General features: G+C 74.1%; 27 protein-coding genes. 6 read left to right on the top strand and 21 right to left on the bottom strand.

What is annotated here, in order from left to right; translation table 11 throughout:
• Positions 1 to 119: 119 nt before the first annotated feature.
• The 4 genes from ACFYW7_RS04985 to hisI all read right to left on the bottom strand — a co-directional run bounded on the left by ACFYW7_RS04985 (position 120) and on the right by hisI (position 3222).
• Positions 120 to 365, bottom strand: a complete 246-nt coding sequence (locus ACFYW7_RS04985; RefSeq protein WP_389497894.1) for an HGxxPAAW family protein — start codon at positions 363 to 365, stop codon at positions 120 to 122.
• 184 nt (positions 366 to 549) lie between these two features.
• Positions 550 to 1203 (bottom strand): TIGR02234 family membrane protein, encoded by a 654-nt coding sequence (locus tag ACFYW7_RS04980; protein ID WP_389497892.1) that lies wholly within the window; start codon positions 1201 to 1203, stop codon positions 550 to 552.
• Between the two features lie 103 nt (positions 1204 to 1306).
• Positions 1307 to 2797, bottom strand: a complete 1491-nt coding sequence (locus ACFYW7_RS04975; protein ID WP_389497890.1) for an anthranilate synthase component I — start codon at positions 2795 to 2797, stop codon at positions 1307 to 1309.
• A gap of 11 nt (positions 2798 to 2808) precedes the next feature.
• Positions 2809 to 3222, bottom strand: a complete 414-nt coding sequence (hisI, locus tag ACFYW7_RS04970) for a phosphoribosyl-AMP cyclohydrolase (RefSeq protein WP_389497888.1) — start codon at positions 3220 to 3222, stop codon at positions 2809 to 2811.
• A gap of 235 nt (positions 3223 to 3457) precedes the next feature.
• Here hisI and ACFYW7_RS04965 point away from each other — a divergent pair, with 235 nt between their 5' ends.
• On the top strand, positions 3458 to 4093 hold the full coding sequence (locus ACFYW7_RS04965; protein WP_389497886.1) for a TIGR03085 family metal-binding protein: 636 nt from the start codon (positions 3458 to 3460) through the stop codon (positions 4091 to 4093).
• A gap of 286 nt (positions 4094 to 4379) precedes the next feature.
• Here ACFYW7_RS04965 and ACFYW7_RS04960 read toward each other — a convergent pair whose 3' ends face one another.
• From ACFYW7_RS04960 to hisD, 13 genes are all read right to left on the bottom strand, one after another.
• A complete protein-coding gene (locus tag ACFYW7_RS04960; protein WP_389498588.1) occupies positions 4380 to 5534 on the bottom strand; it encodes an MFS transporter in 1155 nt (384 codons plus the stop codon).
• 129 nt (positions 5535 to 5663) lie between these two features.
• A complete protein-coding gene (locus ACFYW7_RS04955; RefSeq protein WP_389497884.1) occupies positions 5664 to 6266 on the bottom strand; it encodes an ArsR/SmtB family transcription factor in 603 nt (200 codons plus the stop codon).
• 122 nt (positions 6267 to 6388) lie between these two features.
• Positions 6389 to 7855: a PucR family transcriptional regulator gene (locus ACFYW7_RS04950; protein WP_389497881.1), complete on the bottom strand. Its 1467-nt coding sequence runs from the start codon at positions 7853 to 7855 to the stop codon at positions 6389 to 6391.
• Between the two features lie 115 nt (positions 7856 to 7970).
• Positions 7971 to 10142 (bottom strand): LuxR C-terminal-related transcriptional regulator, encoded by a 2172-nt coding sequence (locus ACFYW7_RS04945; RefSeq protein ID WP_389497878.1) that lies wholly within the window; start codon positions 10140 to 10142, stop codon positions 7971 to 7973.
• A gap of 578 nt (positions 10143 to 10720) precedes the next feature.
• Positions 10721 to 11698: an alpha/beta hydrolase family protein gene (locus ACFYW7_RS04940; RefSeq protein WP_389497876.1), complete on the bottom strand. Its 978-nt coding sequence runs from the start codon at positions 11696 to 11698 to the stop codon at positions 10721 to 10723.
• A gap of 544 nt (positions 11699 to 12242) precedes the next feature.
• The gene (gene hisF / locus ACFYW7_RS04935; protein ID WP_389497874.1) at positions 12243 to 12998 is read right to left on the bottom strand and encodes an imidazole glycerol phosphate synthase subunit HisF; all 756 of its coding nucleotides are present in this window, start codon (positions 12996 to 12998) and stop codon (positions 12243 to 12245) included.
• Positions 12995 to 13417, bottom strand: coding sequence for a RidA family protein (locus tag ACFYW7_RS04930; protein ID WP_389497872.1), 423 nt, complete (start codon positions 13415 to 13417; stop codon positions 12995 to 12997). Before ACFYW7_RS04930 ends, hisF begins: the two co-directional genes overlap by 4 nt.
• Positions 13414 to 14139, bottom strand: a complete 726-nt coding sequence (gene priA, locus ACFYW7_RS04925; RefSeq protein ID WP_389497870.1) for a bifunctional 1-(5-phosphoribosyl)-5-((5-phosphoribosylamino)methylideneamino)imidazole-4-carboxamide isomerase/phosphoribosylanthranilate isomerase PriA — start codon at positions 14137 to 14139, stop codon at positions 13414 to 13416. The genes ACFYW7_RS04930 and priA overlap by 4 nt, the downstream gene beginning before the upstream one ends.
• On the bottom strand, positions 14136 to 14786 hold the full coding sequence (gene hisH / locus ACFYW7_RS04920; protein ID WP_389497868.1) for an imidazole glycerol phosphate synthase subunit HisH: 651 nt from the start codon (positions 14784 to 14786) through the stop codon (positions 14136 to 14138). Before hisH ends, priA begins: the two co-directional genes overlap by 4 nt.
• Positions 14777 to 14941, bottom strand: a complete 165-nt coding sequence (locus tag ACFYW7_RS04915) for a hypothetical protein (RefSeq protein WP_326788335.1) — start codon at positions 14939 to 14941, stop codon at positions 14777 to 14779. The genes hisH and ACFYW7_RS04915 overlap by 10 nt, the downstream gene beginning before the upstream one ends.
• Positions 14938 to 15531: an imidazoleglycerol-phosphate dehydratase HisB gene (hisB, locus tag ACFYW7_RS04910; RefSeq protein WP_266757720.1), complete on the bottom strand. Its 594-nt coding sequence runs from the start codon at positions 15529 to 15531 to the stop codon at positions 14938 to 14940. Before hisB ends, ACFYW7_RS04915 begins: the two co-directional genes overlap by 4 nt.
• Positions 15528 to 16664, bottom strand: coding sequence for a histidinol-phosphate transaminase (locus ACFYW7_RS04905; protein WP_389497866.1), 1137 nt, complete (start codon positions 16662 to 16664; stop codon positions 15528 to 15530). The genes hisB and ACFYW7_RS04905 overlap by 4 nt, the downstream gene beginning before the upstream one ends.
• Positions 16661 to 18010 (bottom strand): histidinol dehydrogenase, encoded by a 1350-nt coding sequence (gene hisD / locus ACFYW7_RS04900; RefSeq protein WP_389497864.1) that lies wholly within the window; start codon positions 18008 to 18010, stop codon positions 16661 to 16663. The genes ACFYW7_RS04905 and hisD overlap by 4 nt, the downstream gene beginning before the upstream one ends.
• 174 nt (positions 18011 to 18184) lie before the next feature.
• On the opposite strand from hisD, the gene ACFYW7_RS04895 reads away from it, so the two are divergent.
• From ACFYW7_RS04895 to ybaK, 4 genes are all read left to right on the top strand, one after another.
• Complete coding sequence (locus ACFYW7_RS04895; RefSeq protein WP_389497862.1) at positions 18185 to 19765, top strand: oxidoreductase; 1581 nt, start codon at positions 18185 to 18187, stop codon at positions 19763 to 19765.
• A gap of 260 nt (positions 19766 to 20025) precedes the next feature.
• Positions 20026 to 21078, top strand: coding sequence for a hypothetical protein (locus tag ACFYW7_RS04890; RefSeq protein WP_389497860.1), 1053 nt, complete (start codon positions 20026 to 20028; stop codon positions 21076 to 21078).
• A gap of 11 nt (positions 21079 to 21089) precedes the next feature.
• Complete coding sequence (locus ACFYW7_RS04885) at positions 21090 to 21830, top strand: LON peptidase substrate-binding domain-containing protein (protein WP_389497858.1); 741 nt, start codon at positions 21090 to 21092, stop codon at positions 21828 to 21830.
• 17 nt (positions 21831 to 21847) lie between these two features.
• Positions 21848 to 22348, top strand: coding sequence for a Cys-tRNA(Pro) deacylase (gene ybaK / locus ACFYW7_RS04880; protein ID WP_389497856.1), 501 nt, complete (start codon positions 21848 to 21850; stop codon positions 22346 to 22348).
• A 175-nt stretch (positions 22349 to 22523) separates the two neighbouring features.
• On the opposite strand, the gene ACFYW7_RS04875 is transcribed toward ybaK, so the two are convergent.
• The 4 genes from ACFYW7_RS04875 to ACFYW7_RS04860 all read right to left on the bottom strand — a co-directional run bounded on the left by ACFYW7_RS04875 (position 22524) and on the right by ACFYW7_RS04860 (position 26545).
• A complete protein-coding gene (locus tag ACFYW7_RS04875; RefSeq protein ID WP_389497854.1) occupies positions 22524 to 23231 on the bottom strand; it encodes an AAA family ATPase in 708 nt (235 codons plus the stop codon).
• A gap of 34 nt (positions 23232 to 23265) precedes the next feature.
• Complete coding sequence (locus tag ACFYW7_RS04870; RefSeq protein ID WP_389498586.1) at positions 23266 to 24114, bottom strand: ABC transporter permease; 849 nt, start codon at positions 24112 to 24114, stop codon at positions 23266 to 23268.
• Positions 24115 to 24203: 89 nt separating this feature from the next.
• On the bottom strand, positions 24204 to 25178 hold the full coding sequence (locus tag ACFYW7_RS04865; protein WP_389498584.1) for an ABC transporter ATP-binding protein: 975 nt from the start codon (positions 25176 to 25178) through the stop codon (positions 24204 to 24206).
• Between the two features lie 149 nt (positions 25179 to 25327).
• Positions 25328 to 26545, bottom strand: a complete 1218-nt coding sequence (locus tag ACFYW7_RS04860; protein ID WP_389497852.1) for an NYN domain-containing protein — start codon at positions 26543 to 26545, stop codon at positions 25328 to 25330.
• 224 nt (positions 26546 to 26769) lie between these two features.
• Between ACFYW7_RS04860 and ACFYW7_RS04855 the strand changes: the two genes are divergently transcribed.
• Positions 26770 to 26949, top strand: coding sequence for a hypothetical protein (locus ACFYW7_RS04855; RefSeq protein ID WP_389497850.1), 180 nt, complete (start codon positions 26770 to 26772; stop codon positions 26947 to 26949).
• The last annotated feature ends 29 nt before the right edge of the window (positions 26950 to 26978 follow it).

Genomic DNA, 26978 nt, shown 5'->3' with positions numbered 1-26978 from the left:
ACCCGGTCGCCCTCGATCTCGATCCGCACGCCGGTGAGCACGGGGAGCGTGTCGTGGGGGGCGGCCGCCCGGGCGCCCCGGGCGGGGGCGGGGCCCCCCTTCCGTGAAGCCCGGGTGGGTCAGGCGTCGGCGCCGACGGTCTCGCGCGTCGTGTGCGCGAGCGCGGGAGAGGTCTTCGGCTGGCCCAGTCCCATGCTCCGCATGACCATGCCCACGACGCCGCCGAGGACGACGACGACCATGCCGGCCCAGAAGCCCAGCGGTTCGGCCATCACCATGTAGGCGCCCGCGATGCAGAAACCGATGAAGGCGATTGTGACACCGGTCCAGGCGGCCGGGGTGTGACCGTGGCTGCTGCCCGCCATGACTTGCTCCTCGTTGCTGTATGCGTGTGTGAGTCGGACGCTCACCGTCCATTGTCCCGTACGCGCGGGCCCGCCGTGTGCGGGGGTCGGTCCTCGGGCGTCCGTCCGGCCCGGTGACGAGCACGGGCCCTGGGCGCGGCCCGAGGACGGCCCCCGGGGCACGACGGCGTGGGACCCGCGGGGCCTAGGTCCCCGCCGGGCCGGGACCCGTCGGGTCCTCGCCGCGGTCGAGTGCCTTCCAGATGTCCTCGGGGCGGTCCGGGTCGACCGGCTTGGCCTTGCGGGGCCGGGGCCTGCCGTCGCGTTCGTAGCGGCCGGACATGACGGGCCACAGCCGTCCGTAGCGCAGCGCGAGCAGTCCGGCGAGCAGGATGAGCGCCCCGCCCGCGGCGGCCACGTACGGCCAGCCGGTGTGACCGATCCCGGCCGCGGTGGCGGCGGTGTTGCCGGAGGCGGCGGCGGCCCGCTCGTCGAGGGCGGAGCTGTCGCTCGCGCCGAGGACGGCGGCGACGACCGCGCCGGCGCCGGAGAGCGCGAGCAGCGCGGAGACCAGCAGGCGGCCCGAGCGGCGTACGGCGAAGACGGCGACGAGGGCGGCGAGGCCCACTATCGCCAGTGCCGCGGGCACACCCGTGACATCGCTGCCCCGGGCGGTCAGCGGGAAGGCGCCGCCGGCCACGGTCGCGGTCCCCTCCATCCAGTTCTGCCGGGTGGACAGCAGGGTCACGGCCGCGCCGAGCGCGCCGCTCAGCAGGGTCACGGCGAGGGTGCGGCGGCCGGACCGGGCGGGTCCCGCGGCTTCGGATCGGGGGTGAGGTACGGCAGTCACGTCGTCCACTATCGCCTGAACCCCGGGCGAACCGTCACCCGGGGTTCACGTGAGCCTCGTCCTATCGGCCGGGTCACACCGCCCGGACGGGAGGACCGGACCGCCTGTCGTCCTACCGCCGCCCGAGCCGGTTCGCCGTGTGGACCGCGCGCAGGACCGCCGCGGCCTTGTTGCGGCATTCGTCGTCCTCCGCGGCGGGCACGGAGTCGGCGACGATGCCGGCGCCGGCCTGGACGTACGCCGTGCCGTCGCGCAGCAGGGCCGTACGGATGGCGATGGCGGTGTCGGAGTCGCCGGCGAAGTCGAGATAGCCGACGCAGCCGCCGTACAACCCGCGCCGGGAGGGCTCCAGTTCGTCGATGATCTGCATCGCGCGCGGCTTGGGCGCCCCGGAGAGGGTGCCGGCGGGGAAGCAGGCGGTGAGCACGTCGAAGGCCGTGCGGCCCGCGGCGACCCGTCCGGTCACCGTGGAGACGATGTGCATCACGTGCGAGTACCGCTCGATGGACATGAAGTCGACGACCTCGACGGAGCCGGGCTCGCAGACCCGTCCCAGGTCGTTGCGTCCCAGGTCGACGAGCATGAGGTGCTCGGCGCGCTCCTTGGGGTCGGCGAGCAGTTCGTCGGCGAGGGCCTGGTCGTCCTGGACGGTCGCGCCGCGCGGCCGGGTGCCCGCGATGGGGTGCACCATCGCCTGCCCGCCCTCGACCTTGACCAGGGCCTCCGGGGAGGATCCGACGACGTCGAAGCCGTCGAACCGGAACAGGTACATGTACGGCGAGGGGTTGGTCGCCCGCAGGACCCGGTAGACGTCCAACGCGCTGGCCGTGCAGGGGGTTTCGAAGCGCTGGGAGGGGACGACCTGGAAGGCCTCGCCGGCCCGGATGCGCTCCTTGATGTCCTCGACGGCGTCCTGGAAGTCGGGGCCGCCCCAGAGCGCGGTGTACTCGGGGAGTTCGGAGGGCGGGAGCGCCGCGGGCGGCTGGGACACCGGGCGCGAGAGGTCGGCCTCCATGGCGTCGAGGCGGGCGACGGCGTCCGCGTAGGCCTCGTCGACGCCGGTGTCGAGGTCGTTGTGGTTGATCGCGTTGGCGATCAGCTGGACCGAGCCGTCCCAGTGGTCGAGGACGGCGAGGTCGCTGGTGAGCAGCATGGTCAGCTCGGGCAGCTTCAGGTCGTCCCGCTCGCCGGGGCCGATCTTCTCCAGGCGGCGGACGATGTCGTAGCCCAGATAGCCGACCATGCCGCCGGTGAACGGGGGCAGACCCTCGCCCTGCGGGGTGTGCAGCGCCTCGATGGTGGCGCGCAGGGCCGCGAGGGGGTCGCCGTCCACGGGCACGCCGACCGGCGGGGTGCCGTGCCAGTGCGCCTGTCCGTCCCGCTCGGTGAGGGTCGCGGCGGAGCGGACGCCCACGAAGGAGTAGCGGGACCAGGACAGGGAGGTGCGGCCGTTCTCGGCGGATTCGAGCAGGAAGGTGCCGGGGCGTTCGGCGGCCAGCTTGCGGTAGAGCGCGACCGGCGTGTCGCCGTCCGCGAGCAGTTTGCGGCTGACGGGGATGACACGGCGGTCGGTGGCCAGCTTGCGGAACGTCTCGAGATCCATGGCTGCTGACCCTACTGATTCCGGGCCGGTGCGCCGGAATCGGCGTCCTCGGGGCGGTGGTCGGCGTCCTTCAGCAGGACGTCGGCGTCGAAGCAGGTGCGGTCCCCGGTGTGGCAGGCGGCGCCCACCTGGTCGACGCGCACCAGGAGCGTGTCGGCGTCGCAGTCCAGGGCCACGGACCTGACGTGCTGGAAGTGGCCGGAGGTGTCGCCCTTGACCCAGTACTCCTGGCGGCTGCGCGACCAGTAGGTGCAGCGGCCCGTGGTGAGCGTGCGGTGCAGGGCCTCGTCGTCCATCCAGCCGAGCATCAGCACCTCACCGGTGTCGTACTGCTGGGCGATGGCGGGGACGAGTCCGTCGGCGCCGCGCTTGAGGCGGGCGGCGATCGCGGGGTCCAGGCTGCTGGGCGACGGCGTGCTGGTCATGGTCGCCATTCTGCCGCCCCGGACCGTCACGTCCGGCCGTTGTCCACAGGCCGGACCCCACGGTCGTCCACGTTCCGGGTCCCGTGGTCGTCCCGGGGCGTGACCACGCGGTCACCCGGGGGCGTGGCCACGCGGCCGTCCACCTGCGGGCCGGACGGCCGTCCGGTCGGCGGACCCGCCGCGACCGGCCCGCGCTCCACTGGGCGCGGTGGCAGCCGGGTCGTAGGCTTGCCGCATGTCGACCCATGCGAAGCGTGAACGACTTCTCCTCGCCGATCTGTTGGAGGCCGTGGGCCCGGACGCCCCGACCCTGTGCGAGGGTTGGACCAGCCGGGACCTCGCCGCGCACGTGGTGGTCCGTGAGCGCCGCCCCGACGCGGCCGGGGGGCTCCTCGTCAAACAGCTGGGCCCCCGTCTGGAGCGGGTGATGACGGAGTTCGCCGGGAAGCCGTACGAGGAGCTGATCGAGCTGCTCCGGACCGGGCCGCCCCGCTTCTCGCCGTTCTCCCTGAAGCAGATCGACGAGGCGTCGAACGTGGTCGAGTTCTACGTCCACACCGAGGACGTGCGGCGCGCCGAGCCGGACTGGACGCCGCGCGAGCTGGACGCGGTGTTCCAGGAGGCCCTCTGGTCGCGCCTGGACCGCACGGCCAAGCTGATGGGCCGCCACGCCCCGACGGGTGTCGTCCTGCGCCGCCCGAACGGCCAGACGACGGTGCTGAACAAGGGCACGCCGGTCGTGACGGTGACCGGCGAGCCCTCGGAACTGCTGCTGTTCGCGTTCGGCCGCCAGGGCGTGGCGGACGTCGCTCTGGACGGCGACAAGGAAGCGGTCGCCAAGCTCCACGAGGCGAAACAACTGGGGCTCTGAGGGGACGCAGGGGCCTGGCGGGGGCACCGGAGCGGGGCACGAGGGGCCTCTGCGCGGGACACCGGAGCCGGGCACGCGAGGCTCCGGCACGGGCACCGGAGCGGGGCACGAAGGGCCCCGGCGCGGGACGCCGCAGCGCGGGGCCGCCGGACCACGCGGAGCGGCGCGCGCGGCGGGAGCGCCGGACCGTTGGAGCGGCGGCCTGGCCAGGGCGGACGGAGCGGACGGACGGCAGGACCGGGGCGACCGGATCGGCGGGCCTCCGCACCCCGCCGGCCGCTCCCCGTCAGCGGGGCAGTTCCGCGCGCCGCAGGTCCCGCACGCACAGGGCGAGGACGCCGCCGAGGCCGCACACCACGGCACTGGTGACGAAGACGGGCCCGGTGCCCCACCGGCCGATCGCGACGGCGGTCAGCGGCATGCTGAGCGGCGCGAGGCCGAGACTGACGATGCCGACGACGGCGGTGACCCGGCCCAGGTAGGCGGGGTCGGCCTGGGTCTGGAGCAGGGCACCGCACAGGGCGCCGCTGAGCCCGGCGAGCAGTCCGACGGCCAGAGCGGCGCCGACGGCCCCCGCGACGCTCGGCACGAAGGCGATCGCACCGATCGCGACGGAGCCGCCCAGGACGGCCACGGCGGCGACGCCGCCCGCGCGCGGCAGCCGTCCGCGCAGGGTCAGCAGCAGTGCGGCGGCTCCCGCGCCGAGCCCGAACCCGGCGATCACCCAGCCCATCCCGGAGGCGCCCCAGCCACGCCGGTCGGCGAGCAGGGTCAGTCCCACGTTCAGCGGTCCCACGAAGCCGAGGTCGCCGAGCGCGATGGCGGCGATGAGGGGGGCGAGGACGCGGTGGCCGCGGATGTAGCGCAGACCGTCGCCGAGGTCACGCCAGGCGGTGCGGTCCGCCGGGCCCGCCGCGTCGTCCGGCGGCAGGTCCCGCACGCGTACGCGGACCAGCAGCGGCACCGACACGGCTATGAGCGCGCCCGCCAGCGCGAACGCCGCCGCCGAACCGCCGAGGGCCACGCCCAGTCCGCCGAGCGGGGCGCCCACCACGTTGGCGAAACGGATCGCGAGACCCCGCATGCCCTGCACCCGGGCCAGCTGGTCCCGGCCGGTGATCCGGGCGGGGAGGGCCCCCACGGCCGGCATGAACACGGCGTCGACGATGCCGAAGACGACCGCGAGCAGTGCCAGCAGCCACAGTCCGGGAGAGGCCGCGAAGAGCAGTGCGGCGACCGTCAGTACCGCCACGCAGCGCACCGCGTCGCTGCCGATGACGACCTTCCTCGGCCCGTACCGGTCGGCGACCACCCCTCCGCCCAGCATCAGCAGGGCCCGCGGCACGGCGCTGACGGCCATCACCAGCCCCGCCTGGGAGGGCGTGCCGGCCTGGACGGCGGCCCAGGACAGAGCGAGGTAGAAGACGTTGTCGCCGATCATCGACGAGGTGTAGGCACCGAGCCAGCGCAGGACGTTGCCGTCGCGATGGGCGGGTGCGCCGGAGGCCCGGGCGGAGGCCTGACCGGGGGTCGGTACGACGGTCGCGGTCACGGAGCCGGTCCTCCCGGGTCAGACGCGGAACGGGAAGGCGTACAGGTGCAGCGCGACGTGCTCGCGCCCCTCGGTGTCGCCGGCCGCTTCGTCCGCGCGGCCCTTCTCGCCGTACTTCTCGATGACGGCGCGCAAGGCCTCCTGCAACTCGCCCAGTTGAGCCGCCGTCAGCCGCAGGACGTGCTCCTCGTCGGCCGCGCTGTCGTTCCACTCAGCCGGCCAGGTGGCCCGTTCGTCGAGGTAGCGCCGGTACAGCTCCGCGCGCTGGTCGTGGTGGAGCCGGGTGAAGGCGAGATGGGCGGCCTCCTTCTCCGGCGCGCCCCGGAAGTCGACGTCACGGACGCTGAGACCGCGCGACGTCGGCTGCCACCACCGCTCGCGGCCGTCCCCGCTGCGCGGCTCGGCCTCCTCGATCAGCCCGTGCTCGGCGAGCTTGCGCAGGTGGTAGCTGACCAGCGAAGGCGCCTCGTCGACCTGCTCGCCCAACTGCGAGGCGGTGGCGGCACCGGCGACGAACAAGGCCCGGTACAAGGCCATCCGCAACGGGTGCCCCAGGGCCTTGAGCGTGCCCACGTCCGTGATCCGGCGGTTCTCGTCGCCCGCCGTGTCTCGACTCACCATGACGCTCACGCTAGACGCGAAAGAAAAGTTGCGCAATAAAAATTGCGCAACTTCTCTTTCACGTATGGAGGCGTGAGGCCCGCCGGCACGACGGGCCGGGCCTCACGGCCGAAGGCTGACACTCACGGCGTGAGCAGGGAGTGGGCCGCCAGGGCGAGGGACAGTTCCACGACGTCCGCGGGACGGGTCAGGGAGCGGCCGGTGAGCTGTTCGCAGCGGCGCAGGCGGTTCAGGACCGTGTTGCGGTGGCAGTAGAGCCGGCCGGCGGCCCGCTGGGCGGAACCGTCGCAGGCGAGCCAGGCCGTCAGCGTGTCCAGCATGATGTCCCGGTCGGACAGGTCCAGCCGCAGCAGCGGCCCGAGCACCCGCTCGGAGAGCGCCGCCCCGAGCACCGGCGCGGAGACGACCAGCGCCGCGGGCAGGTGTTCCTCCAGGACGACGGTTCCCCCGGATCGCGGGCAGGCCCGCAGCGCCGTGTCCGCCAGGCGGCGGGCGTCGCCGACCGCGGCGAGACCGTCCACCACGGGGCTCACCCCGACCCGGGCCGTCGGCGGGGCGGTCAGCCGGCGGGCGATCTCCCCCGCGTCGAGGTCGAGCCCGTGCGTCCGCGGGCACTGGCCGCCACGGCCGTCCCCGCCGAAGCCCTCCCCTCCGCACGGACCGCCACCGCCCGGACCGCCGTCGGCGGCGGAGCCGGGCCGCGGCCCGGGCGCGGCGCCGAGGAGACCGCTGTCGTGGCCGTGGCCGGGCTCGTCGCCGTCGCAGGGGTGCTCGGCGCCGCAGGGGTGGTCGCCGAGCAGGACGATGCCGTAGCTGCCCCCGTCGTCGCGGCCCTGGTCGCGGTACCAGAGGACCCGCAGGCCCGAGAGGCGCACCTGGCTCCCGGCCTCCGCCGACGCCCGGCCGGCGGGCAGACGGGCCAGCACGACCGCGTAACGGCCCTGCTCGGGAAGCCCCAGGGCGGCCGCGGTGGCCGGCAGATCGGCGATCCGCGCGGTGCCGTCGAGCAGCGCGGCCGTCATCAGCCGCAGCCGGTTCTCCCTGCGCCACATCAGCTCGCGTTCCGTCTGACGGTAGGCGTCGGTGACGACGGCGCAGTGGTCGTCGACGAAGTTCCAGACGTCGGAGGCCACGTGGACGAGCAGTCGCGCGTCGGAGGGGCGGCGGCGAGTCGTCTCGTCGACCAGCTCCTGCCAGATCATGCCGCCGCCGAGCCGGAACGCGCGCAGCAGGGCGTCCAGCGGCAGGCCGCGTTCGGCGCGGGCCCTGCCGATGGCCCAGGAGCAGCGGTGGGCGGCCTCGCGCAGTTCGCCGGGCCGGATGAGGGATCCGACGTTGAGCCGCAGGGACCGCTGCACCTCGTCGCGCACGCTGTCGGCGTCGGCCTCCATGGCCGCGCGGTACGCGGGTTCGCGCTCCCGCAGCAGGACCATCAGGCGTTCCGTGAGTTCGGGCAGCCCCGCCATCAGCGCCCGGGCGGCGCGGTGCAGTACCGCGAGCGCCTCCGCGTCGACGACCGGACGGGCGGCCGCCACCGGGGGCCGCGGTCCGGGCAGGGCCCGGACATGGGCGGGTACGAGGTGCTGCATATCGCTGTCCTCCACCGGGGTCGGCTCGCTCCGGGGCGCCCGGTCGGCCGACGCGCGGCACACGGGTGCTCCGGACCTCCTGATCCCGCAGGATGGCATACCGCCCGGTCGGTACCTAGGGTTGTGCGGTGGTCTTCTCGGCCCGGTCCACCCATCGGGACAGCTCGACGCGGGAACGGACCCCCAGTGCGGCGAAGACATTGCGCAGGTGGTGGTCCACGGTGCGGGGGCTCACGGACAGCCGCAGCGCGACCTCCCGGTTGGTCGCCCCCTCGGCCACACAGCGGGCGATCCGCAGTTGCTGGGGTGTCAGGAGTCCGAGCGGACCGGCCGCCTCGCACGGTCCGGCGTCGCCGGTGGCCCGCAGTTCGGCCCTCGCCTGGGTGGCCCAGCCGAGGGCCCCGCCCCGCTCGAAGGACACCAGGGCGTCCCGCAGCCGGACCCGGGCCTCACCCGGTCTGCGCCGACGCCGCAGCCACGCGCCGTAGAGGAGTTGGGTCCGGCCGCGCTCGAAGTCCCCCGCCACGTCGTCGTGGTGGGCGAGCGCGGCGGTGAACAGCGCCTCGCACTCGTCGGGGCCGCTCAACAACGCACGGCAGCGGGCCAGTTGGGCCGGCGCCTGGGCGTCGGCGCCCTGCGCGGCCCAGCGGGTGAACTCGGCCGTCGCGACGCGGGCGGCGTCCGTCCGGCCGGTGCGGGCCGCCGCCTCCACGAAGCAGGGGACGGCGAGCATCCGTACCGCGAAGTGACCTCGGCGTGGGCCGGCGCCCACCAGGGGGCCGAGCCGCGCGGCGGCTTCGGGGAGCCGCCCGCGCGCGAGGTCGGCGCGGGCCCGCGCCCACTGGGACAGGGTGGCCGCCTGTGCGAGGCCGTGGGCGGCGGCGACGCGCTCGGCGGCCGCGGCGTGCTCCGCGACGGCCTCGGCGGACCCCTCGACCGACGCCACCAGCGCGAGGATCGCGTGGTGGTGCGCCGCGAGGTTGTCCTGACCGGCGCCGAGGGCCGTGCGCAGGCCGTCCTCGGCGTGCGCGCGGGCGCGGGCGTGCCGGCCGGCGCGCAGCTCTCCGTAGGCCAGGCGTTCCAGTGCCTGGGCGATCAGGGTGTACGGGCCCCGCGCCCTGGCGACGGCGAGCGCACGGGAGTGGACGCGGGCCGCGGCGGGGAGGTCACCGACGACGAGGGCGGCGCCCCCGGCCCGCAGGAGGACCTCCGGGCCGTCCAGGAACGCGGCCGCGCCCGCCCCGGCCATCGCCTCCCGCAACGGCGGCCGCCCGGTGTCCGGACGGCCGCGCAGCACGGCGGACAGCCCCGTCCGGTACGCCGCGAGCCGCCGGTCGGCCTCCGGGCGCGCCGGAACGATGTCCAGGGCTTCCCGGCACGCGGCCGCGTCGCCCATCGCCCAGGCCGCCTCCACGGCGGCGAACCGGGCGGTCAGGGCGCGGGGCCCGTCGGTGGGGGCCAGCAACTCGGCGGCCAGCAGCAGCGCTTCCCGCGCGTCGGCGACCGGACGGTCCTGGAGGGCCAGCTGTCCGCTCACCAGTTGGGCCGCGCCGCGCACGGCGTCGTGCGGGCTCTCGGCACCGACCTGCGCGAGCAACTCCCGTGCGCGGTGCGGAAGTCCCGCCAGCCGGGCCTGATCGGCGGCGTTGACCAGCCGTACGGCGCGCGGTCCCTCGTCGGCGGCGAGTTCGGCGGACCGGGCCCAGGCCGCCGACCGCTCCGCGTGAGCCGGTCCACCGTCCGGCTGTGCCGCCGCGGCGGCGAGCGCGTCGCCGAGGCCGGGCGCGGGCGCGGTGGCCGCCGCGGCCCGGTGGAAGAGGACGGGCAGGGCGCCCGGCCCTCCGGTGTGGGCGTCGGCCAGCAGCCGGTGGGCCGCGCGGCGGCGGGCGGGCGGGGCCGCCGCGTAGACGGTGCGGGCCAGGCCCGGATCGACGAGGTGGATACGGCCCCCGGCGAACTGGAGGAGTCCGGCGGCCTCGGCGGTGTCGAGCGCCGCCGCGCCGGCCCCGCCCGCCCCCGCCGCGCGGAGGACCACCGCCGCGTCCGCCCCGGCGGCCCGGGCGTCACGCTCCCGCTCGGCCGCCACCAGCAGCGGCAGCAGCCCCTCCGGGGCCCAGCCCGAGCCGCCCGGGCACGTGTCACCGCCCGAGCCGGCCGGGCACGTGTCACCGCCCGGCACTGCGGAAGCGGCGGGACCCGCTTGCCCGGTGCGTTCGGCGACCGACCGCCCGGAGGGACCGAGCGGTTCGACGGGCTCGGCGGTCCCGGCCTGCCCGGCAGGGTCCACGGCGAACCGCCCCGCGGGACCGGGGTGCGCCTGGCGTCGGGGCGTGGTGGGCGGTGGGGGCGGGAGATCCGGACCGGGGGGTGGTTCCGGCTCCCGCCCCGGAGCCGGAGGCCGGCCGGGACCGCGGACCCGGCCGGGCTCGTCCGGCACTCCCCGGACGCCCGGCGGTAACGTGCTCCGGCCCGCCGCCGCCCTTGGACTTCGCGCTGTCACGTTTCCCGTCACGACCAGCACGTTACTTCTGCGTAAACGAAGGCGGAAGACCCTCGTTCACTTGCCCCATCGGGCCCCGAAAACCCCTGTGAACTGGGCGGACAGGCTCTTCGCGGGACCGATGGCTGGGCGCGCTCCCAGGCTCGGCGGGCAAGGCTTGTGCACCCGCACAAGCGCCGAGGCCCTCCCCCGGGAGGCCCTCGGCGCCGCCGGGCGGCTCGTCGGCACGTCCCGCCGCGCCGGTGGGGCGGCGAGCGTCCGCGGGTGGTGCGGGGCCCCGGACACACGCGGGTGACGGCCACCGGAGGGGCGGCCGTCACCTGGGTACGGTCGGAGCGCGGAGCGTGATCGGACCGTACCGGGGGTCAGGAGGTGTGCGGGCAGTTGCCCCGGTACTCGGCGATCGTCAGCGAGGCGGCGGGCAGCGGGCAGAGGAACTGCTCGTAGCGGGTGTCATTGTCGATGAACCGCTTCAGCCACGAGATGCTGTACTTCGCGATCGTCGTGTTCGAGCTGTTGGGCGTGAAGTGGGTGGCTCCCCGGAGCTCCAGGTACGCCTTGTCGAGCGTGCTCGGAAGAGTCGCGTAGAAGGGCTTGGAGTGTGTGGCCACCGGCGCGATCGTGTCGCCGTCGGCGCCCACGATCAGGGTCGGCGTCTTGATCTCCGGCCAGGTGGTGTCCAGGTTCCAGCCGGTGAGGGGGATCGCCGCCTGGAGCGAGGGGCGGCTCTTCGCGGCCTCCAGGGTGCCGCCGCCGCCCATCGAGTGGCCCATGACACCGAGTCGGCTGCTGTCGATCCTGGTCCGCACGGAACTGCTCTGGGTCAGGTAGTCGAGCGCGGCCAGCAGTTGCCGGCCCCGGCTGTCGGGCTGGTCGAGGGTGGTGTTGGTGTCGATGGTGAACACCACGAAGCCCTGGGAGGCGAGCCGGGGCCCGAGCCAGGAGATGGACGACTGGTAGGCCGTGTACCCGGGTGAGATGACGACCGCGCCGAAGGTACCGTCCGCGGTCGAGCTCGGGTAGTAGACCGTGCCGCCGCCGAATCCGCTGACGGACAGCGAGGAGACGGTGGTCTGGGAGACGGCGTACGACCCGCGGGTGGCCTCGATGCTGGCGTTCGAGGGGGCGGGGCCACGCTCGTACGGGTTCGCGGCGGCCTGGACCGGGACGGCCTGCGTGCCGGCGGCCTGGGCTCCGCCGGCCTGCGCGGCGACGAGGCCGCCCGCGGCCAGGAGCACCGCGAGACCGGCCCGCGCGAGACGGCCCGTGAGCCGGTTCGGGCGGTGGGGGGACGGGTCGGGGCCGACGGGTGCGGCCGGGAAGGGGCGGTTCGGCTGCTGCACGGTGGGTGCGTCCTCTCGGTGAGGGAGGACGGACCCGCGCCGCGGTCGGAGCACCGCCCTGGCGTGGGTGACGAAGGCGCTCCGCGGAACGACGGGGTCCGTCTCGATGGTTGCGGTGGCAACTGTCCGCCCTGGATCCGGCCCGTACATCGGCAGAACCACCGGTCTCGGCCCGCCGGCGCCCCGCATGTGCCCCCGCCGTCCGCGCGCGACGGCCCGGCCCGGGCGCTCCGCGGGTCCTCGCGAGCGCACCGCGCCTCCGCCGGCGCGAGCGCGCCGCGGAGGCGCCCGACGCCCGCACGGACCCGGCCCCCGATGGCGTACGAACCTGCCCACGGCTCCGTGCGGACATGTCGGTGCCGTGCTGCCCCCGGGGACCCGCCCGCGTGCCGCCCACCCGTCGAGCGGCGTCCCGTCCGTCACGGTCCGCGGCGCCCGTCCCCGCCGCCCGGAGCGCCGAACCCGAACGCCCGGAACGCGGCACGGCCCGCGCCCGGCAGCGGATCGCCGCCCGGGTGCGGGCCGTGGACGGCGCGCGGGATCGTCAGCGGACGGGGTGTCCCGCCTCGCGCAGGGTCTCCTTGACCTCGCCGATCCGCAGGTCGCCGAAGTGGAAGACGGACGCGGCCAGCACCGCGTCGGCGCCCGCCCCGACGGCCGGCGGGAAGTGGTCGAGCCGGCCCGCGCCGCCGCTCGCGATCAGCGGAACGGTGACGTGCTTGCGGACGGCCTCGATCATCTCGAGGTCGTAGCCGTCCTTCGTGCCGTCCGCGTCCATCGAGTTGAGCAGGATCTCGCCCGCGCCCAGCTCGGCGGCCCGGTGGGCCCACTCGACGGCGTCGATGCCGGTGCCCTTGCGGCCGCCGTGGGTGGTCACCTCGAAGGAACCGCCCTCGGTCCTGCGCGCGTCCACCGACAGCACGAGCACCTGCCGGCCGAACCGCTCCGCGATCTCCCGGATGAGGTCCGGCCGGGCGATGGCGGCCGTGTTGACGCCGACCTTGTCGGCGCCTGCCCGCAGCAGCCTGTCGACGTCCTCGGCGGTGCGGACACCGCCGCCGACCGTCAGCGGGATGAAGACCTGCTCGGCCGTGCGCCGCACCACGTCGTACGTGGTCTCGCGGTTGCCCGAGGACGCGGTGATGTCCAGGAAGGTGAGCTCGTCGGCGCCCTCGGCGTCGTACACCTTGGCCATCTCGACGGGGTCGCCCGCGTCCCGCAGGTTCTGGAAGTTGACGCCCTTGACGACCCGGCCGTTGTCCACGTCCAGGCAGGGAATCACTCGGACCGCAAGGGTCATGACCGCTCCTCCACGGGTTCGGGGGTGTCCTCGCCGGAACGGAACGCCTCCACCTCGACCTCGACCACCAGCCGCGAGTCCACCAGACCCGCGACGATGATCATGGACGCGGCGGGACGGACGGCGTCGAACAGCATCTTGTGGGCGCGGCCGACGGCCTCCACGTCCCGGGCATGGGTGATGTACATCCGCGTGCGGACGACGTCGTCGCGGCCGAGGCCGAGCTGCTCCAGCGCGTCGAACGCGACGCGGAAGGAGTTGAGCGCCTGCTCGTAGGGGTCGCCCTCGGCGATCTGGCCGTCGACCACGGACGTGCAGCCGGACACCAGAACCAGGCCGTTCGGCAGTTCCACCGCGCGGGAGTAACCGAAGGTGTCCTCCCAGGGCGCGCCGGTCGAGACGCGGCGTACTGCGCTCACCGGGATACCGCCGCCAGCGCCTCTTCGAGGGTGAACGCCTTGGCGTACAGGGCCTTGCCGACGATGGAGCCCTCCACGCCGAGCGGCACGAGTTCGGCGATGGCGCGCAGGTCGTCCAGCGAGGACACCCCGCCGGAGGCGACCACCGGGCGGTCGGTCCGCGCGCACACGTCGCGCAGCAGCTCCAGGTTCGGGCCCTGGAGCGTGCCGTCCTTGGCGATGTCCGTCACCACGTAGCGCGCGCAGCCCTCGGAGTCGAGGCGTGCCAGCGTCTCGTAGAGGTCGCCGCCGTCGCGGGTCCAGCCGCGGCCGCGCAGGGTCGTGCCGCGGACGTCGAGACCGACCGCGATCTTGTCGCCGTGCTCAGTGATGACCTTGGCGACCCACTCGGGGGTCTCCAGGGCGGCGGTGCCGAGGTTCACCCGGGTGCAGCCGGTGGCGAGCGCGGCGGCGAGGGTGTCGTCGTCGCGGATGCCGCCGGACAGCTCGACCTTGATGTCCATCGCCCCGGTCACCTCGGCGATCAGCGCGCGGTTGTCGCCGGTGCCGAACGCGGCGTCCAGGTCGACGAGGTGCAGCCACTCGGCGCCCGCGCTCTGCCAGGCCAGGGCGGCCTCCAGCGGGGAGCCGTAGGAGGTCTCGGTCCCGGACTCGCCGTGCACGAGACGGACGGCCCGGCCGTCGCGGACATCGACGGCGGGGAGGAGTTCGAGCTTGCTCACAGTGTTCCGATCCAGTTGGTGAGGAGCTGGGCTCCGGCGTCGCCGGACTTCTCGGGGTGGAACTGGGTGGCCCACAGGGCGCCGTTCTCGACGGCCGCCACGAAGGGCTTGCCGTGCGTGGACCAGGTCACCAGGGGTGCGCGCAGCAGCGGGTTGCCGACTTCCAGCGACCAGTCGTGGACGGCGTAGGAGTGGACGAAGTAGAACCGCGCGTCGGCGTCGAGGCCGGCGAAGGCCTCGGAGCCAGCCGGGGTGTCGACGGTGTTCCAGCCCATGTGGGGGACGACGTCGGCCTCCAGCGGCCCGACCGTGCCGGGCCACTCGTCCAGGCCCTCCGTCTCCACACCGTGCTCGATGCCGCGGGTGAAGAGGATCTGCATGCCGACGCAGATGCCCATGACGGGGCGTCCGCCGGACAGCCGGCGGCCGATGATCCAGTCGCCGCGCGCCTCCTTGAGCCCGCGCATGCAGGCGGCGAAGGCACCGACGCCCGGAACCAGCAGCCCGTCCGCGTTCATCGCGGTGTCGAAGTCGCGGGTGATCTCGACCTCGGCGCCCGCGCGCGCGAGGGCGCGCTCGGCGGAGCGGACGTTCCCGAATCCGTAGTCGAAGACGACGACCTTCTTGGACGCGCCGCTCAACTCCACACCTCCAGCCGCATGACGCCCGCGACGAGACACATCGCGGCGCCGATGGAGAGCAGCACGACCAGACTCCTGGGCATGTCCTGCTTGACGAACGAGTAGATCCCGCCGGCGAGGAAGAGGCCGACGACGATCAGGATGCTGGAGAGGCCTGTCACAGCGCGCCCTTCGTGGAGGGGAGGATGCCGGCGGCGCGCGGGTCGCGCTCGGAGGCGTAACGCAGGGCACGGGCCAGCGCCTTGAACTGGCACTCCACGATGTGGTGCGCGTTGCGCCCGTAGGGGACGTGCACGTGCAGCGCGATCTGGGCCTGGGCGACGAAGGACTCCAGGATGTGCCGGGTCATCGTCGTGTCGTACTCGCCGATCATCGGCGCCATCTTCTCGGGCTCGGTGTGCACGAGGTAGGGGCGGCCGGACAGGTCGACGGTCACCTGGGCGAGCGACTCGTCCAGCGGGACGGTGCAGTTGCCGAAGCGGTAGATGCCGACCTTGTCGCCGAGCGCCTGCTTGAACGCCGCCCCGAGCGCGAGGGCGGTGTCCTCGATCGTGTGGTGCGAGTCGATGTGCAGGTCGCCCTCGGTCTTCACGGTCAGGTCGAACAGACCGTGCCGGCCGAGCTGGTCGAGCATGTGGTCGTAGAAGCCGACGCCGGTGGCCACGTCGACCTTGCCGGAGCCGTCGAGATCGATCTCGACGAGGACCGACGTCTCCTTCGTCACCCGCTCCACGCGTCCTACGCGGTTCATGCGCTCTGCTCCTTCGGGGGTGTGGGGAGGTCCCGCACACAGTTCGTCAGTTCACGTGCCGCGTCGAGGAACGCGTCGTTCTCCTTGGGGGTTCCGGCGGAGACCCGCAGCCACCCCGGTACGCCGTTGTCCCGGACCAGGACGCCCCGGTCGAGGATCTTCCGCCAGACGGCGTGGGCGTCGGCGAACCGCCCGAACTGCACGAAGTTCGCGTCCGAGTCGGTCACCTCGTAGCCGAGCGCGCGCAGTTCGGCGACCAGCCGGTCCCGTTCGGCCTTCAGCTGCTCCACGTACCCGAGGAGGGTGTCGGTGTGCTCCAGGGCGGCCAGCGCGGTCGCCTGGGTCACGGCCGACAGGTGGTACGGCAGTCGTACGAGCTGCACGGCGTCGACCACCGCGGGGTGCGCGGCGAGATAGCCGAGGCGCAGCCCCGCCGCGCCGAAGGCCTTCGACATCGTCCGGGAGACGACGAGATTCGGCCGTCCTTCCAGCAGCGGGAGCAGCGAGTCGCCGTGGCTGAACTCGACGTACGCCTCGTCGACGACGACCATCGACGGCTTCGCCGCCTGCGCGGCCTCGTAGAGCGCGAGGACCGTCTCGCGCGGAACCGCGTTGCCCGTGGGGTTGTTGGGGGTGGTGATGAAGACGACGTCCGGCCGGTTCTCGGCGACGGCCCGCTCGGCGGCGGCGAGGTCGATGGTGAAGTCCTCGCCCCGGGGGCCCGAGATCCAGCCCGTTCCCGTGCCGCGCGCGATGAGCGCGTGCATCGAGTACGACGGCTCGAAACCGATCGCGGTGCGGCCGGGTCCGCCGAAGGTCTGGAGCAGTTGCTGGATGACCTCGTTGGAGCCGTTGGCCGCCCACACGTTCTCGGTGGTGACCAGGTGCCTGCCGGTCTTCGTCAGGTAGGCGGCCAGCTCGGTGCGCAGCTCCACCGCGTCCCGGTCGGGGTAGCGGTTGAGCCCGCGGGCGGCCTCGCGGACCCGCTCGGCGATCCGCTCGACGAGCGGCTCGGGCAGCGGGTAGGGGTTCTCGTTGGTGTTCAGCCGTACGGGGACGTCCAGTTGGGGCGCCCCGTAAGGCGTCTTGCCGCGCAGTTCGTCCCGTACGGGGAGATCGTCGATGCCGGTCACTTGCCCTCAGGTACCTTCCAGCCGCGCGACACGTGTTCGTCTCCGACGAATCTGGCCTTGATGGCCGCGCCGTGCGCGGGCAGGTCCTCCGCCTCCGCCAGCGTCACCACGTGGTGGGCGACGTCGGCGAGCGCGTCCTTCGTGTAGTCGACGATGTGGACGCCGCGCAGGAAGGACTGGACGGACAGGCCCGAGGAGTGGCAGGCGCAGCCGCCGGTGGGCAGGACGTGGTTGGAGCCCGCCGCGTAGTCGCCGAGGGAGACCGGGGCCCAGGGGCCGACGAAGATCGCTCCGGCGTTCCTGACCCGGTCGGCGACCGCCGCCGCGTCCGCGGTCTGGATCTCCAGGTGCTCGGCGCCGTACGCGTCGACGACCCGCAGGCCCTCGTCGATGCCGTCGACGAGGACGATCGCGGACTGCCTGCCGCGCAGGGCGGGGACGATCCGGTCCTCGATGTGCTTGGTGGCCGCGATCTGCGGCTCCAGCTCCTTCTCCACGGCGTCCGCGAGGGCCGGCGAGTCGGTGACCAGGACGGCGGCGGCCAGCGGGTCGTGCTCGGCCTGGCTGATCAGGTCGGCGGCGACGTGCGCCGGGTCGGCGGTGTCGTCGGCGAGGACCGCGATCTCGGTCGGTCCGGCCTCGGCGTCGATGCCGATCCGGCCGGTGAAGTAGCGCTTGGCGGCGGCGACCCAGATGTTGCCGGGGCCGGTGACCATGTTCGCGGCCGGGCAGGACTCGGTGCCGTAGGCGAACATCGCGACCGCTGTGGCACCGCCGGCCGCGTACACCTCGTCGACGCCGAGCAGGGCGCAGGCGGCGAGGATCGTGGGGTGGGGCAGGCCGCCGAAGCCGGCCTGGGCCGGGGAGGCGAGCGCGATGGACCCGACCCCGGCCTCCTGGGCGGGGACCACGTTCATGATCACGGACGAGGGGTAGACGGACCGGCCGCCGGGCGCGTACAGCCCGACCCGGTCGACGGGCACCCACTTCTCGGTGACCGAGCCGCCGGGGACGACCTGGGTGGTGTGGGCGGTCCGGCGCTGTGCGCGGTGGACGAGACGGGCGCGGCGGATGGACTCCTCCAGGGCCGCGCGGACGGCCGGGTCGAGTCCCTCCAGGGCCTCGGCGACGGCCCCGGCCGGAACCCGTACGGACTCCAGCCGCACTCCGTCGAACTTCTCCGCGTAGTCGATCAGCGCCGCGTCGCCCCGATGATGCACTGCCTCGCAGATCGGTCGCACCTTCTCCAGGGCGGCCGAGACGTCGAATTCGGCTCGAGGCAGCAGGTCGCGCAGGGCGGGGCCCTCGGGGAGGGCGTCACCGCGCAGATCGATTCGGGAGATCACGGACTCAATTCTCTCAGACGGCGCAGGGGCGCCGGACGCCCGTATCAATGGCTGATACAAGACACCTTCGGTTCCGCGGAAGATCCTCGTCACCAGTAGCGTTCGGGCCGTCACTGAGCGGGCATTGCACGAATGTACGAAACCCGCGAGTAGCTGGGGAGGAAGGGACGTGACGTGACCGAGGGTGCCGGCCTCCGTACCGGGGACCTGCCGGACGAACTGACCGCCGCCGAGGCCGGGATGTGGCAGGCCTTCCGCAACGGCAGCGTGTACGACCTGCGCGGCGGGGACACCACCGTCGACGATCCGCACGGCGGCCATCCCTGGGGGCCCGAGCGGAGCGTCCGGGCCCGGATAGTGGCCTGGCTGCTGCTCGACGGGCCGCCCGCCCTCCAGGGCCGGGTCGCCTCCCTGAAACTGACCGGCGTACGGATCACCGATGTGCTCGATCTCTCGGGCGGCACGGTCGTGCCGTACGTGGAGCTGAAGGGGTGCCGCTTCGAGAAGGAGGTCCTGCTGCCGGAGGCGCGGTTCAAGACCGTGCGGCTGGTGGACTGCGCGGTGCCGCGTCTGGAGGCGGCCCGGCTGCACACCGAGGGCGATCTGCATCTGCCGCGCTGCCGCTTCCACAACGGGGTCCGGCTGACCGACGCGCACATCGGCACGGATCTGCTGCTCAACCAGGCCGTGGTCTACCGGGACCGGCGGGGGCGTTCGATCACCGGCGACGGCATGACCATCGGGCAGGACCTCCAGGCCGAGATGCTCGAGTCGCACGGTGAGCTGAGTCTGCGCGGCGCCACGGTGGGAGTCTCGCTGAGCCTGCGCGGCAGCAGGCTCAGCAACCCGTACACCCGGCTCGCCCTCAACGCCCCCCAGCTGACCGTCAACCGCACGCTGTACATGACCCCCGCGGGTCTCGGCAATCCGCTGACGACCGGCGGCACCACCCCGGCGCGCGGCACGCTGGTGCAACGGTTCGAGTGCCAGGGCGGCATCCGCCTGGACGACGGGCGGTTCGGTGACGCGGTCGACTTCGACCGGGCCCGCTTCACCTTCGACGACGACCAGGAGCTGTCGCTGCTCCGGGTCCAGACACCCGAGCTGCGCTTCCTCGGCGAGCGGCCCGAGCGCGGCAAGGTCGTGCTGTCCGGCGCGCGGATCGTCAACCTCGTCGACCGGGCGTCCAGCTGGCCCGCGCCCGGCAGCCTGCACATGGGCGGCTTCACGTACGAGAACCTGGTCCCGCAGGGCGCCTTCCCGCTGGCCCGGCGCGTGGAGTGGGTGGCGGCGGCGACCGCCGAGTACAACCCGGAGCCGTACGAGCGCCTCGCGACCGTGCTGCGCAACTCCGGTGAGGACGAGGACGCCCGTGAGGTGCTGCTCGCCAAGCAGCGCCGCCGCCGCGAGACCCTGCCGCCGGCCGCGAAGCTCTGGGGCTACGCGCAGGACCTGACGGTGGCCTACGGGTACCGGCCCGGCCGGGCCGCCCTCTGGATGGCCGTGCTGTGGGCGGCGACCACGATCGCCTTCTCGCACGCCGGCCACACCCCGGTCAACGGCGACGGGGATCCCCCGTGGAACGCCTCGCTCTTCGCCCTGGACCTGCTGCTGCCGGTCATCGACCTGGGCCAGGCCGGTGTCTGGCAGCTGCACGGCGGCTGGCAGTGGCTGGCCGCGGTGGTGGTCCTCCTGGGCTGGGTCCTGGCGACGACGGTGGCGGCGGGCGCCACCCGGCTGCTGCGGCGCGGCTGACCCGGGGCACCCGGAACGGCGGGCGCCGGGGAGCGCGGCGAGGGCGAGCGCCGGGAGCGGGACGGCGGGGTACGGCGCCCGGTGCGGCCGCCGCCCGGCCCGCCCGGCCCGCTCACCGCCGCCGCGAGCCGCAGCACGACCACCGCACACAGGATCTCCACGAGCACTTTACCTTTCCTTGACCGCGAGCCGCGCAACCAATCCATGGTTACGAAAGCGTCACCATGCGCCTCTGGTACTGCTCCGACCTGCGGTTTTCAATGGTCGACACCATGGCTTTGCTGCGCGCTCTCCTCCGTACGGCCCGGATGGCACGGAACACCTCACTGCTCGCCGCCGGACTGCCGGCCGACGACGAGATACTGCTCGACGCGCCCGACGGCCGACTGGGCCCCGCCCTCGTCGCGGCGGCCCGGGGCGAGTACGCCCCGGTGGCCGAGCTGCTGGCCGCCACGCGCGAGTCCGCCGAGTGGGAGAACCGCGACCGGTACGTCATGCGCCTCGCCGCCTTCGCGCGCCACCGCGACACCTGGCTCAAGGAGTGGCGGGCCGCCGACCCGCACGATCCCGACGGCCTGCTCGTCCGGGCCGAGCTGACGATCCGCCGCGGCTGGGAGTCGCCCGCCCGGATCGAACTGCTGCGCGAGGCCGGCCCGATGATCACGTCCGCCGCCGAGGGCGACCCGCGCGACCCGGTGCCGTGGCGGATCGCGCTCGACCACGCCCGCGGCACGAACGCCGGGCACACCTGGTTCGAACGGCTGTGGGCCCAGGCCGTCCGGCGCTCCCCGCACCACTACGGCTGCCACGTGGCCGCCCTCCAGTACCTCTCGGCCGCCTGGTACGGCTCGCACAGGGAGTGCTTCGACTTCGCCGAGCCGGCCGCGCAGGACGCGCTGCCCGGCTCCCTGGTGCAGGCCCTGCCGGTGCGCGCGGCCTTCGCCTACCTGACCGAGGGCGGCGGTCCCGGGGTGCCGCGCGAACGCCTGGACGCCGCGGCCGACCTCGCGATAGCGCTCTCCGCGTCGTACGCCGCCGCCGATCCGTGGCCCGCCGAGGTGCGCAACCTGCTGACGTACGTCCTGGTCCGGCTGGAGCGCTGGCAGGACGCCCTGGAGCAACTGCGCCTCATCGGCCCCTACGCGACCTCGTTCCCCTGGGACCGGGTCTCCGACGACCCGCTCGGCCAGTTCCTGGAACTGCGCGACGGCGTCCGTCTGGAGGTCGCCTCGGGGCTTCCGCTGGGAGCTCCGGGCGCCGGTCCGCATCCGCGGAGTGGGCACGGCGGACGCGCCCGCTCCGGCGACCATTAGGCTTTCGCGTCGTGACCACCGTCCGGCTCCCGCTCTTCCCCCTGAACTCGGTGTTGTTCCCCGGGCTCGTGCTTCCTCTGAACGTGTTCGAGGAGCGCTATCGCGCGATGATGCGCGATCTGCTCAAGACCCCCGAGGACGAACCGCGCCGCTTCGCCGTCGTGGCCATCCGCGACGGCCATGAGGTCTCGCCCACCGCGCCCGGCATGCCGGACCAGACGGCCGTGCCCGAGCGCGGGCCCGCCGCCGGCTTCGGCGACGATCCGCTCAAGGCCTTCCACGAGGTGGGCTGCGTCGCGGACGCGGCGACCGTCCGCGAGCGCGCCGACGGCAGCTTCGAGGTGCTGGCGACGGGCACGACCCGGGTCCGGCTCCTGTCGGTCGACACCTCCGGCGCCTTCCTGACGGCCGAGCTGGAGGAACTCCCGGAGGATCCCGGCGACGAGGCCGGCGCGCTCGCCGAGGGCGTCCTGCGCGCCTTCCGCCAGTACCAGAAGCGGCTCGCCGGGGCGCGGGAACGCTCGCTGTCGACCGGAGCGGACCTGCCGGACGAACCGGCGGTCGTGTCCTACCTGGTCGCGGCCGCCGTGATGCTGGACGTACCGGCCAGACAACGGCTGCTGCAGGCCTCCGACACGGCGACCCGGCTGCGCGAGGAGCTGAAACTGCTGCGCGCGGAGACGGCCATCATCCGTAATCTGCCGTCGTTGCCGGCGTCGGACCTGACGCGCGGCCCGACGAGCCTGAACTGACGCATGCGAGAAGGTCGATGGCCAAGAAGCCCAAGAAGCAGCAGTCCGGCGGCACCCCGGCGACGGTGGCGCTGACGGAGGCGGGCGTCCCGTACACCGTGCACGCCTACGAGCACGACCCGTCCCACCCCTCGTACGGCGAGGAGGCCGCCGAGGCGATGGGCGTGTCGCCGGAGCGGGTCTTCAAGACGCTGGTGGCGGACGTGGACGGCGCGCTCGTGGTCGCGGTCGTCCCGGTGGCGGGCTCCCTGGACCTCAAGGCCCTCGCCACGGCGGTGGGCGGCAAGCGCGCCGCGATGGCCGACCCGGCGGCGGCCGAGCGGACGACGGGGTACGTCCGCGGGGGCATCTCGCCGCTCGGCCAGCGCCGCAGGCTCCGCACGGTGCTGGACTCCTCGGCGGCCGGCCACGCCACGATCTGTGTCTCGGCGGGCCGCCGCGGCCTGGAGGTCGAACTCTCCCCCGCCGATCTGGCGAAGCTCACGGAGGCGGTGTCCGCTCCCGTCGGGCGCGCGTGACCACTCGACGGACGCCCCGTCCTCGGTTAAGTACGAGGGACATGTCGAAGAAAACGCGGAAACGCAAGTGGCGTGTCAGGAAGGGCCGCTCGAACCACGGTCGCCGTCCGGCGTGATCCACCCCGCCCCCGCGCAGGCCGGGCGGCCGCTCCCGCGGTGCCCGGCCGGTCAGGCCCTACGCGGCGGGCGGCTCCGGCGACTTGGCCGGGTAGGCGTACTGCTCGTACGGGTCGGGGTCCCGGGGGCCGAACAGCGCCATGAGGCCGAGGTGGACCACCAGGGCGCTCAAGGACCACGCGAGCAGCGCGCCCTTGGCCCCGAGCTTCAGCGGCGCGGAGAACGTGACGCCCTTGCCCACGGCCTTGGCGTGCGCGATCACGTCCTGTGTGGGCCCGAGCCATATCCCGAGGCGCCAGGCCAGGAGCGATCCCAGCAGGCCGCCGACGGCGAGCCCGATCACCAGGGGAACACCGCCGCGCCTGCGGACGAGGAACACGACGAGGGCGCTCAGCGCCCCGAAGCCCAGCGCGAGCAGAGTGAACGTTCCATCGACACCGATGGCCTGCTCCCCCTCGGTGTCCTTGAGGTACACGGCGCTGTCGTCCGCGATCAGCGGCACGTGCGGGGCCAGCCACCACCAGAGCACCCCGAGCAGCGCCCCCGCGAGCGCGACCGCGACCGTGATCACGGCGGCCTCCCGCAGTTCGGCCTTCATCCCGGGTCCGTCCTGTGCGTAGGAGGCCTCGTACGCGGCCGGGTACACGGGGTACCCCGGTTGCCCGGAGCCGGGAGCGGGCGGAGCCGGCCGGCCGGGGTGCGGTTCCCGCCGGTCCTGCGGGGACTGTTCGTGCGGCGGCGGAGGTGGAGTCAGCGGAGCGGTCACCCTGACATCGTGCCAGGCCCCGCCGTCGGCCGCGTCACCGGACGGCCGCCCGGCGGTAGGCCCAGGCCGCGAGGGCCAGGGAGGCCACCCCGACGCCGGCGCAGACGGCCAGATCACCGAGGACGGCCATCCAGTCGGGATGCGCGCCGAAGGTGCGCGCGAAGGCCTCGACACCGTAGGTCGACGGCAGCAGGTCCCGGGCGTACCGCACCACGGCCGGCATCCGGTCGGCCGGAAGGACGCCCAGCAGCAGGGCCGCGGACATGCCCAGCTGACCGAGCAGGGTGGCGAGCTCGGGCCGCGGCGCGAGCAGCCCGAAGGCCGCCCCGAGCCCGGCGAGCGCGACGCCCGCGAGCGGGACGACCGCCGCCAGCACCCACAGATGGGCCAGCGGCAGCCCGAAGAGCAGACACCCGAACACGGCGGTCACGACGGTGCCGGGCACGGTGAAGGACGCGTACGCCGCCGCCGCGCCGAGCACGACGGCCGCCGGCGGCACCGGCAGCGTCGCGTAGTGGTCGAGCCCGCCGCTCGCCCGCAGCTGCCCGAAGTACTGCGCGAGCAGGTTGAGGGCGACGAAGGCCACGACCAGGACGGTCGACCCGGCCACCACGGCCCGTGCCTCGGCGCCGCCGTCCACCACCCCGCGCATCATGATCATGATGCCGATGGACTGGAAGGTGGCCACGAACAGCAGCGGGATGCGCGCGACACGGGCCCGGGAGAGCTGGGCCCGGTACACGGCGGCCAGCGACGGCCACAGCCGCGCCCGCGGCCCCAGCTCCGCGGCACCGCCGGCGCTCTCGGGGCCTTCGAGGCCCTCGACGTGCTCGGCCGGCGGCAGCACGCTGCCCGCCAGCATCTCAGCGGGTACGACACTCACGTCGAACTGCTCCCCTTCGGTCCGGCAGCCGTCCTGATTCCGCACACGTACGACGCCCTTCTCCCGTACGGATTCCACGCCCCGGACGCTCACGCCTTCACCAGTCCCTGCGTCGCGTGGCCGCCGAGTGCCAGGTAGACGTCCTCCAGGCTCGGCGTGGCCAGCGTGAAGTCGTCGAGCGCGGCGAAGGCGGCCCCGCCGGTGACCGTGGCCACGGCCGCGCGGGCCTCCTCGGGCGCGAGCCGCAGCGTCCAGCGGCGGCCCGCCTCGACGGCCCGGTCCCGCAGCGCGGCCACCTCGGGGACGTGCAGCGGGGCGCTCTCGCGCCAGACGAGTTCGACCCGCACCTCGCCCGCGACGCGCTCCTTGAGCCCGGCCGGGGTGTCGCAGGCGATGACCCGTCCTCGATCGAGGACGGCGACCCGGTCCAGGACCGTCTCGGCCTCGATGACGTTGTGGGTGACGAGCAGCACCGTGGCGCCGTGCTGCGCGCGGCGCCGGTCGACCGCGGCCCAGACGGCACGCCGGGCCACGGGGTCCATGCCGGTGGTGGGCTCGTCGAGGACCAGCAGCGGGCGCCGGCCGACGAGCGCGGCGGCGAGGCAGGCGAGCCTGCGCTGCCCGCCGGAGAGCTTCTTCAGGGGCCGGGAGGCGAACTGGGCCAGACCCAGCTCGTCGAGGACGGCGTCCCGCTCGGCGCGCGCCGAGCGCAGGTCGAGCCCGCGCAGCCGCCCGGTCGTCTCGGCGGCGAGGGACACGGTCAGCTCGTCCAGCGCCGTGGACTCCTGCCCGAGGTAGGCGAGGATCCGGGCCGCCCGCTCGGGATGGCGGACGATGTCGTGCCCGAGGATCTCGACAGCGCCGCCGTCGGGCCGCATCAGCCCGGTCAGCTGGCGTACGAGGGTGGACTTGCCGGCGCCGTTCGGTCCGAGGAGGCCGAAGATCTCGCCCCGGCGGATGTCCAGATCCACCGCGTCGGTGGCCCTGACCTCGGGTGTCGCCGGGGTGCCCCGGCGGCCGCGGACCGCCGGATAGGTCTTGGTGAGACCTCGCACGGCGCACACGACATCGCCCCTGTGCCCGTTCGAGACTGCCTGTGCCGTGCGCGTACTCACGAAGGACGAGAGTACGGGGTCCGATGCCCCGTTATGCGCTCGGGGCGGCGGCGGGCCCCGGGCGAAGGTCTGTGCGCGCCTTCACCGACGGCCTCGGATCAGTCCCCCACGGGGGCGTGCTCCGCCGCCGTGCGCACATCGATCTCCCGCCAGAAACCGGCCCGGATCGCGTACCGGTCGTGCTCGTCGATCTGGTCGTCCTTGTGCGCGAGCAGGCCGAAACGGGCCGCGTAGCGGAGCAGTTCGCCGTCCACCCGGTGCGGGACCCGCGGGTACATCGCCGACAGCTTCTGGATGTGGCCCGGGTCGGTGAGGCGCCCCATCCAGCGGCGTGCGAAGACCTGCCCGACCTCGAAGGGATCACCCCCGACCGTGGTGATGTCCTCCTCGCGGTCCGCCCAGCGCTGCTCCGCGGAGGTGAGCTGGGCGAGGGTGGGCAGGGCGGCGGCCTCCGGGGACTCCATGGCGCCGCCGGGCCGGTCGACCCAGCCCTTGTCCGAGGACCAGCGCAGCGTCGCGTTAGCGGGGTGCTGGGCGGCGTGGGTGCCCGGTCCGCGCAGCGCGGCCAGGTCCTTGGGGGTCGGGACACCCTTGGCGGCGGGCAGCCGCTCCTGGGTGCCGTTCTGCGATTCCGCCGCCTGGTGGTGTTCGGCCTCCTGGGCGGAGCGTTCGGCGGCCGCCGCGAGCGCGGACTCGGGCAGCGGCGCGGAGAGGATGGCGGCGATCTCCGGGCGCGGCACCGGCGAGGGCGCGCAGATCCCGCCGAGGTCCTTGGCGCGGACCGCCTTGGTGATCCAGGTCCGGTCGAGCACCCGTCGCTCGTCGGCCTCGGCCACCAGGTCCTCGGACTGGTTGTAGTCACCGTCCGCGGCCTGCACCGCCCACAGGTGTACGGCGACGCCGTGCTCCTTGGCGGCCATCATGCCCGGCAGCAGATCACCGTCCCCGGTCACGAGGACCACGTCGGAGCAGGCCCGGTTGCGCGCCAGTTCGGTCAGCTCGGCGTGCATGGCGGCGTCCACGCCCTTCTGCGCCCACCGCCCGTCGCTGCGGGTCAGCGCGCCCAGGCGCACCGTCACCCGCGGCATCACGCGCAGCCTGCGGTGCTCGGGCTGCGGGACGCGGTCGGGGGCGCCGTCGAACCAGTAGATGCGCAGCAGGGGCTGTTCCGTGTCGGACTCGGCGCGCTCGCGCAGGCCCTGGATGAGGGCCGCGTGGTCGACGGTGATCCGGGATCGCGAGGGTTCCCCGGCGAGGAGGCTCGCGGCGGCCCCGAGCAGATACCCGGCGTCCACCAGGACGATGCAGCGGTCCACGCGATCCACCCTCTTTCCGGGAGGTTTGCTTCGGGCTTCCTTGGAGTCTGCCCGACCGCACGGAGGTTAACGGCCGGAACTCGATCTTCGGCGTGGCGGATCGGGGGAACACCTGCCGACAGGTCTTGTTACGCACGGTAATTCTACGAAATGCGCCGCTTGCCAGCCTATGTGAATCTGGTCGCGGCCCTGGCCCCTAGATCCCCCTCAGGAGGCAGATCACCATGGCCAAGAACAAGAATCGCAAGCAGGGCGGCCAGCAGGACCGCTCCTCGCAGGCCGAGCGTGCGCAGGAGCAGGCACAGCGGTCGTCGGCGCAGGCACAGCAGTCGACGATGTCGCAGGCCCAGGGCAGCCCCGCTGATGTTGCCCGTAAGCACCAGAAGCGCTTCGGCCACAACTGAGGTCACGGCGCGGGCTGTTGAGCCCTTGA

The organism is Streptomyces sp. NPDC002580 (assembly GCF_042889485.1).
Classification (GTDB): Bacteria; Actinomycetota; Actinomycetes; order Streptomycetales; family Streptomycetaceae; genus Streptomyces.
Note: the sequence above shows the minus strand (reverse complement) of the source record. Positions and strands in the feature narration are given on the sequence as shown.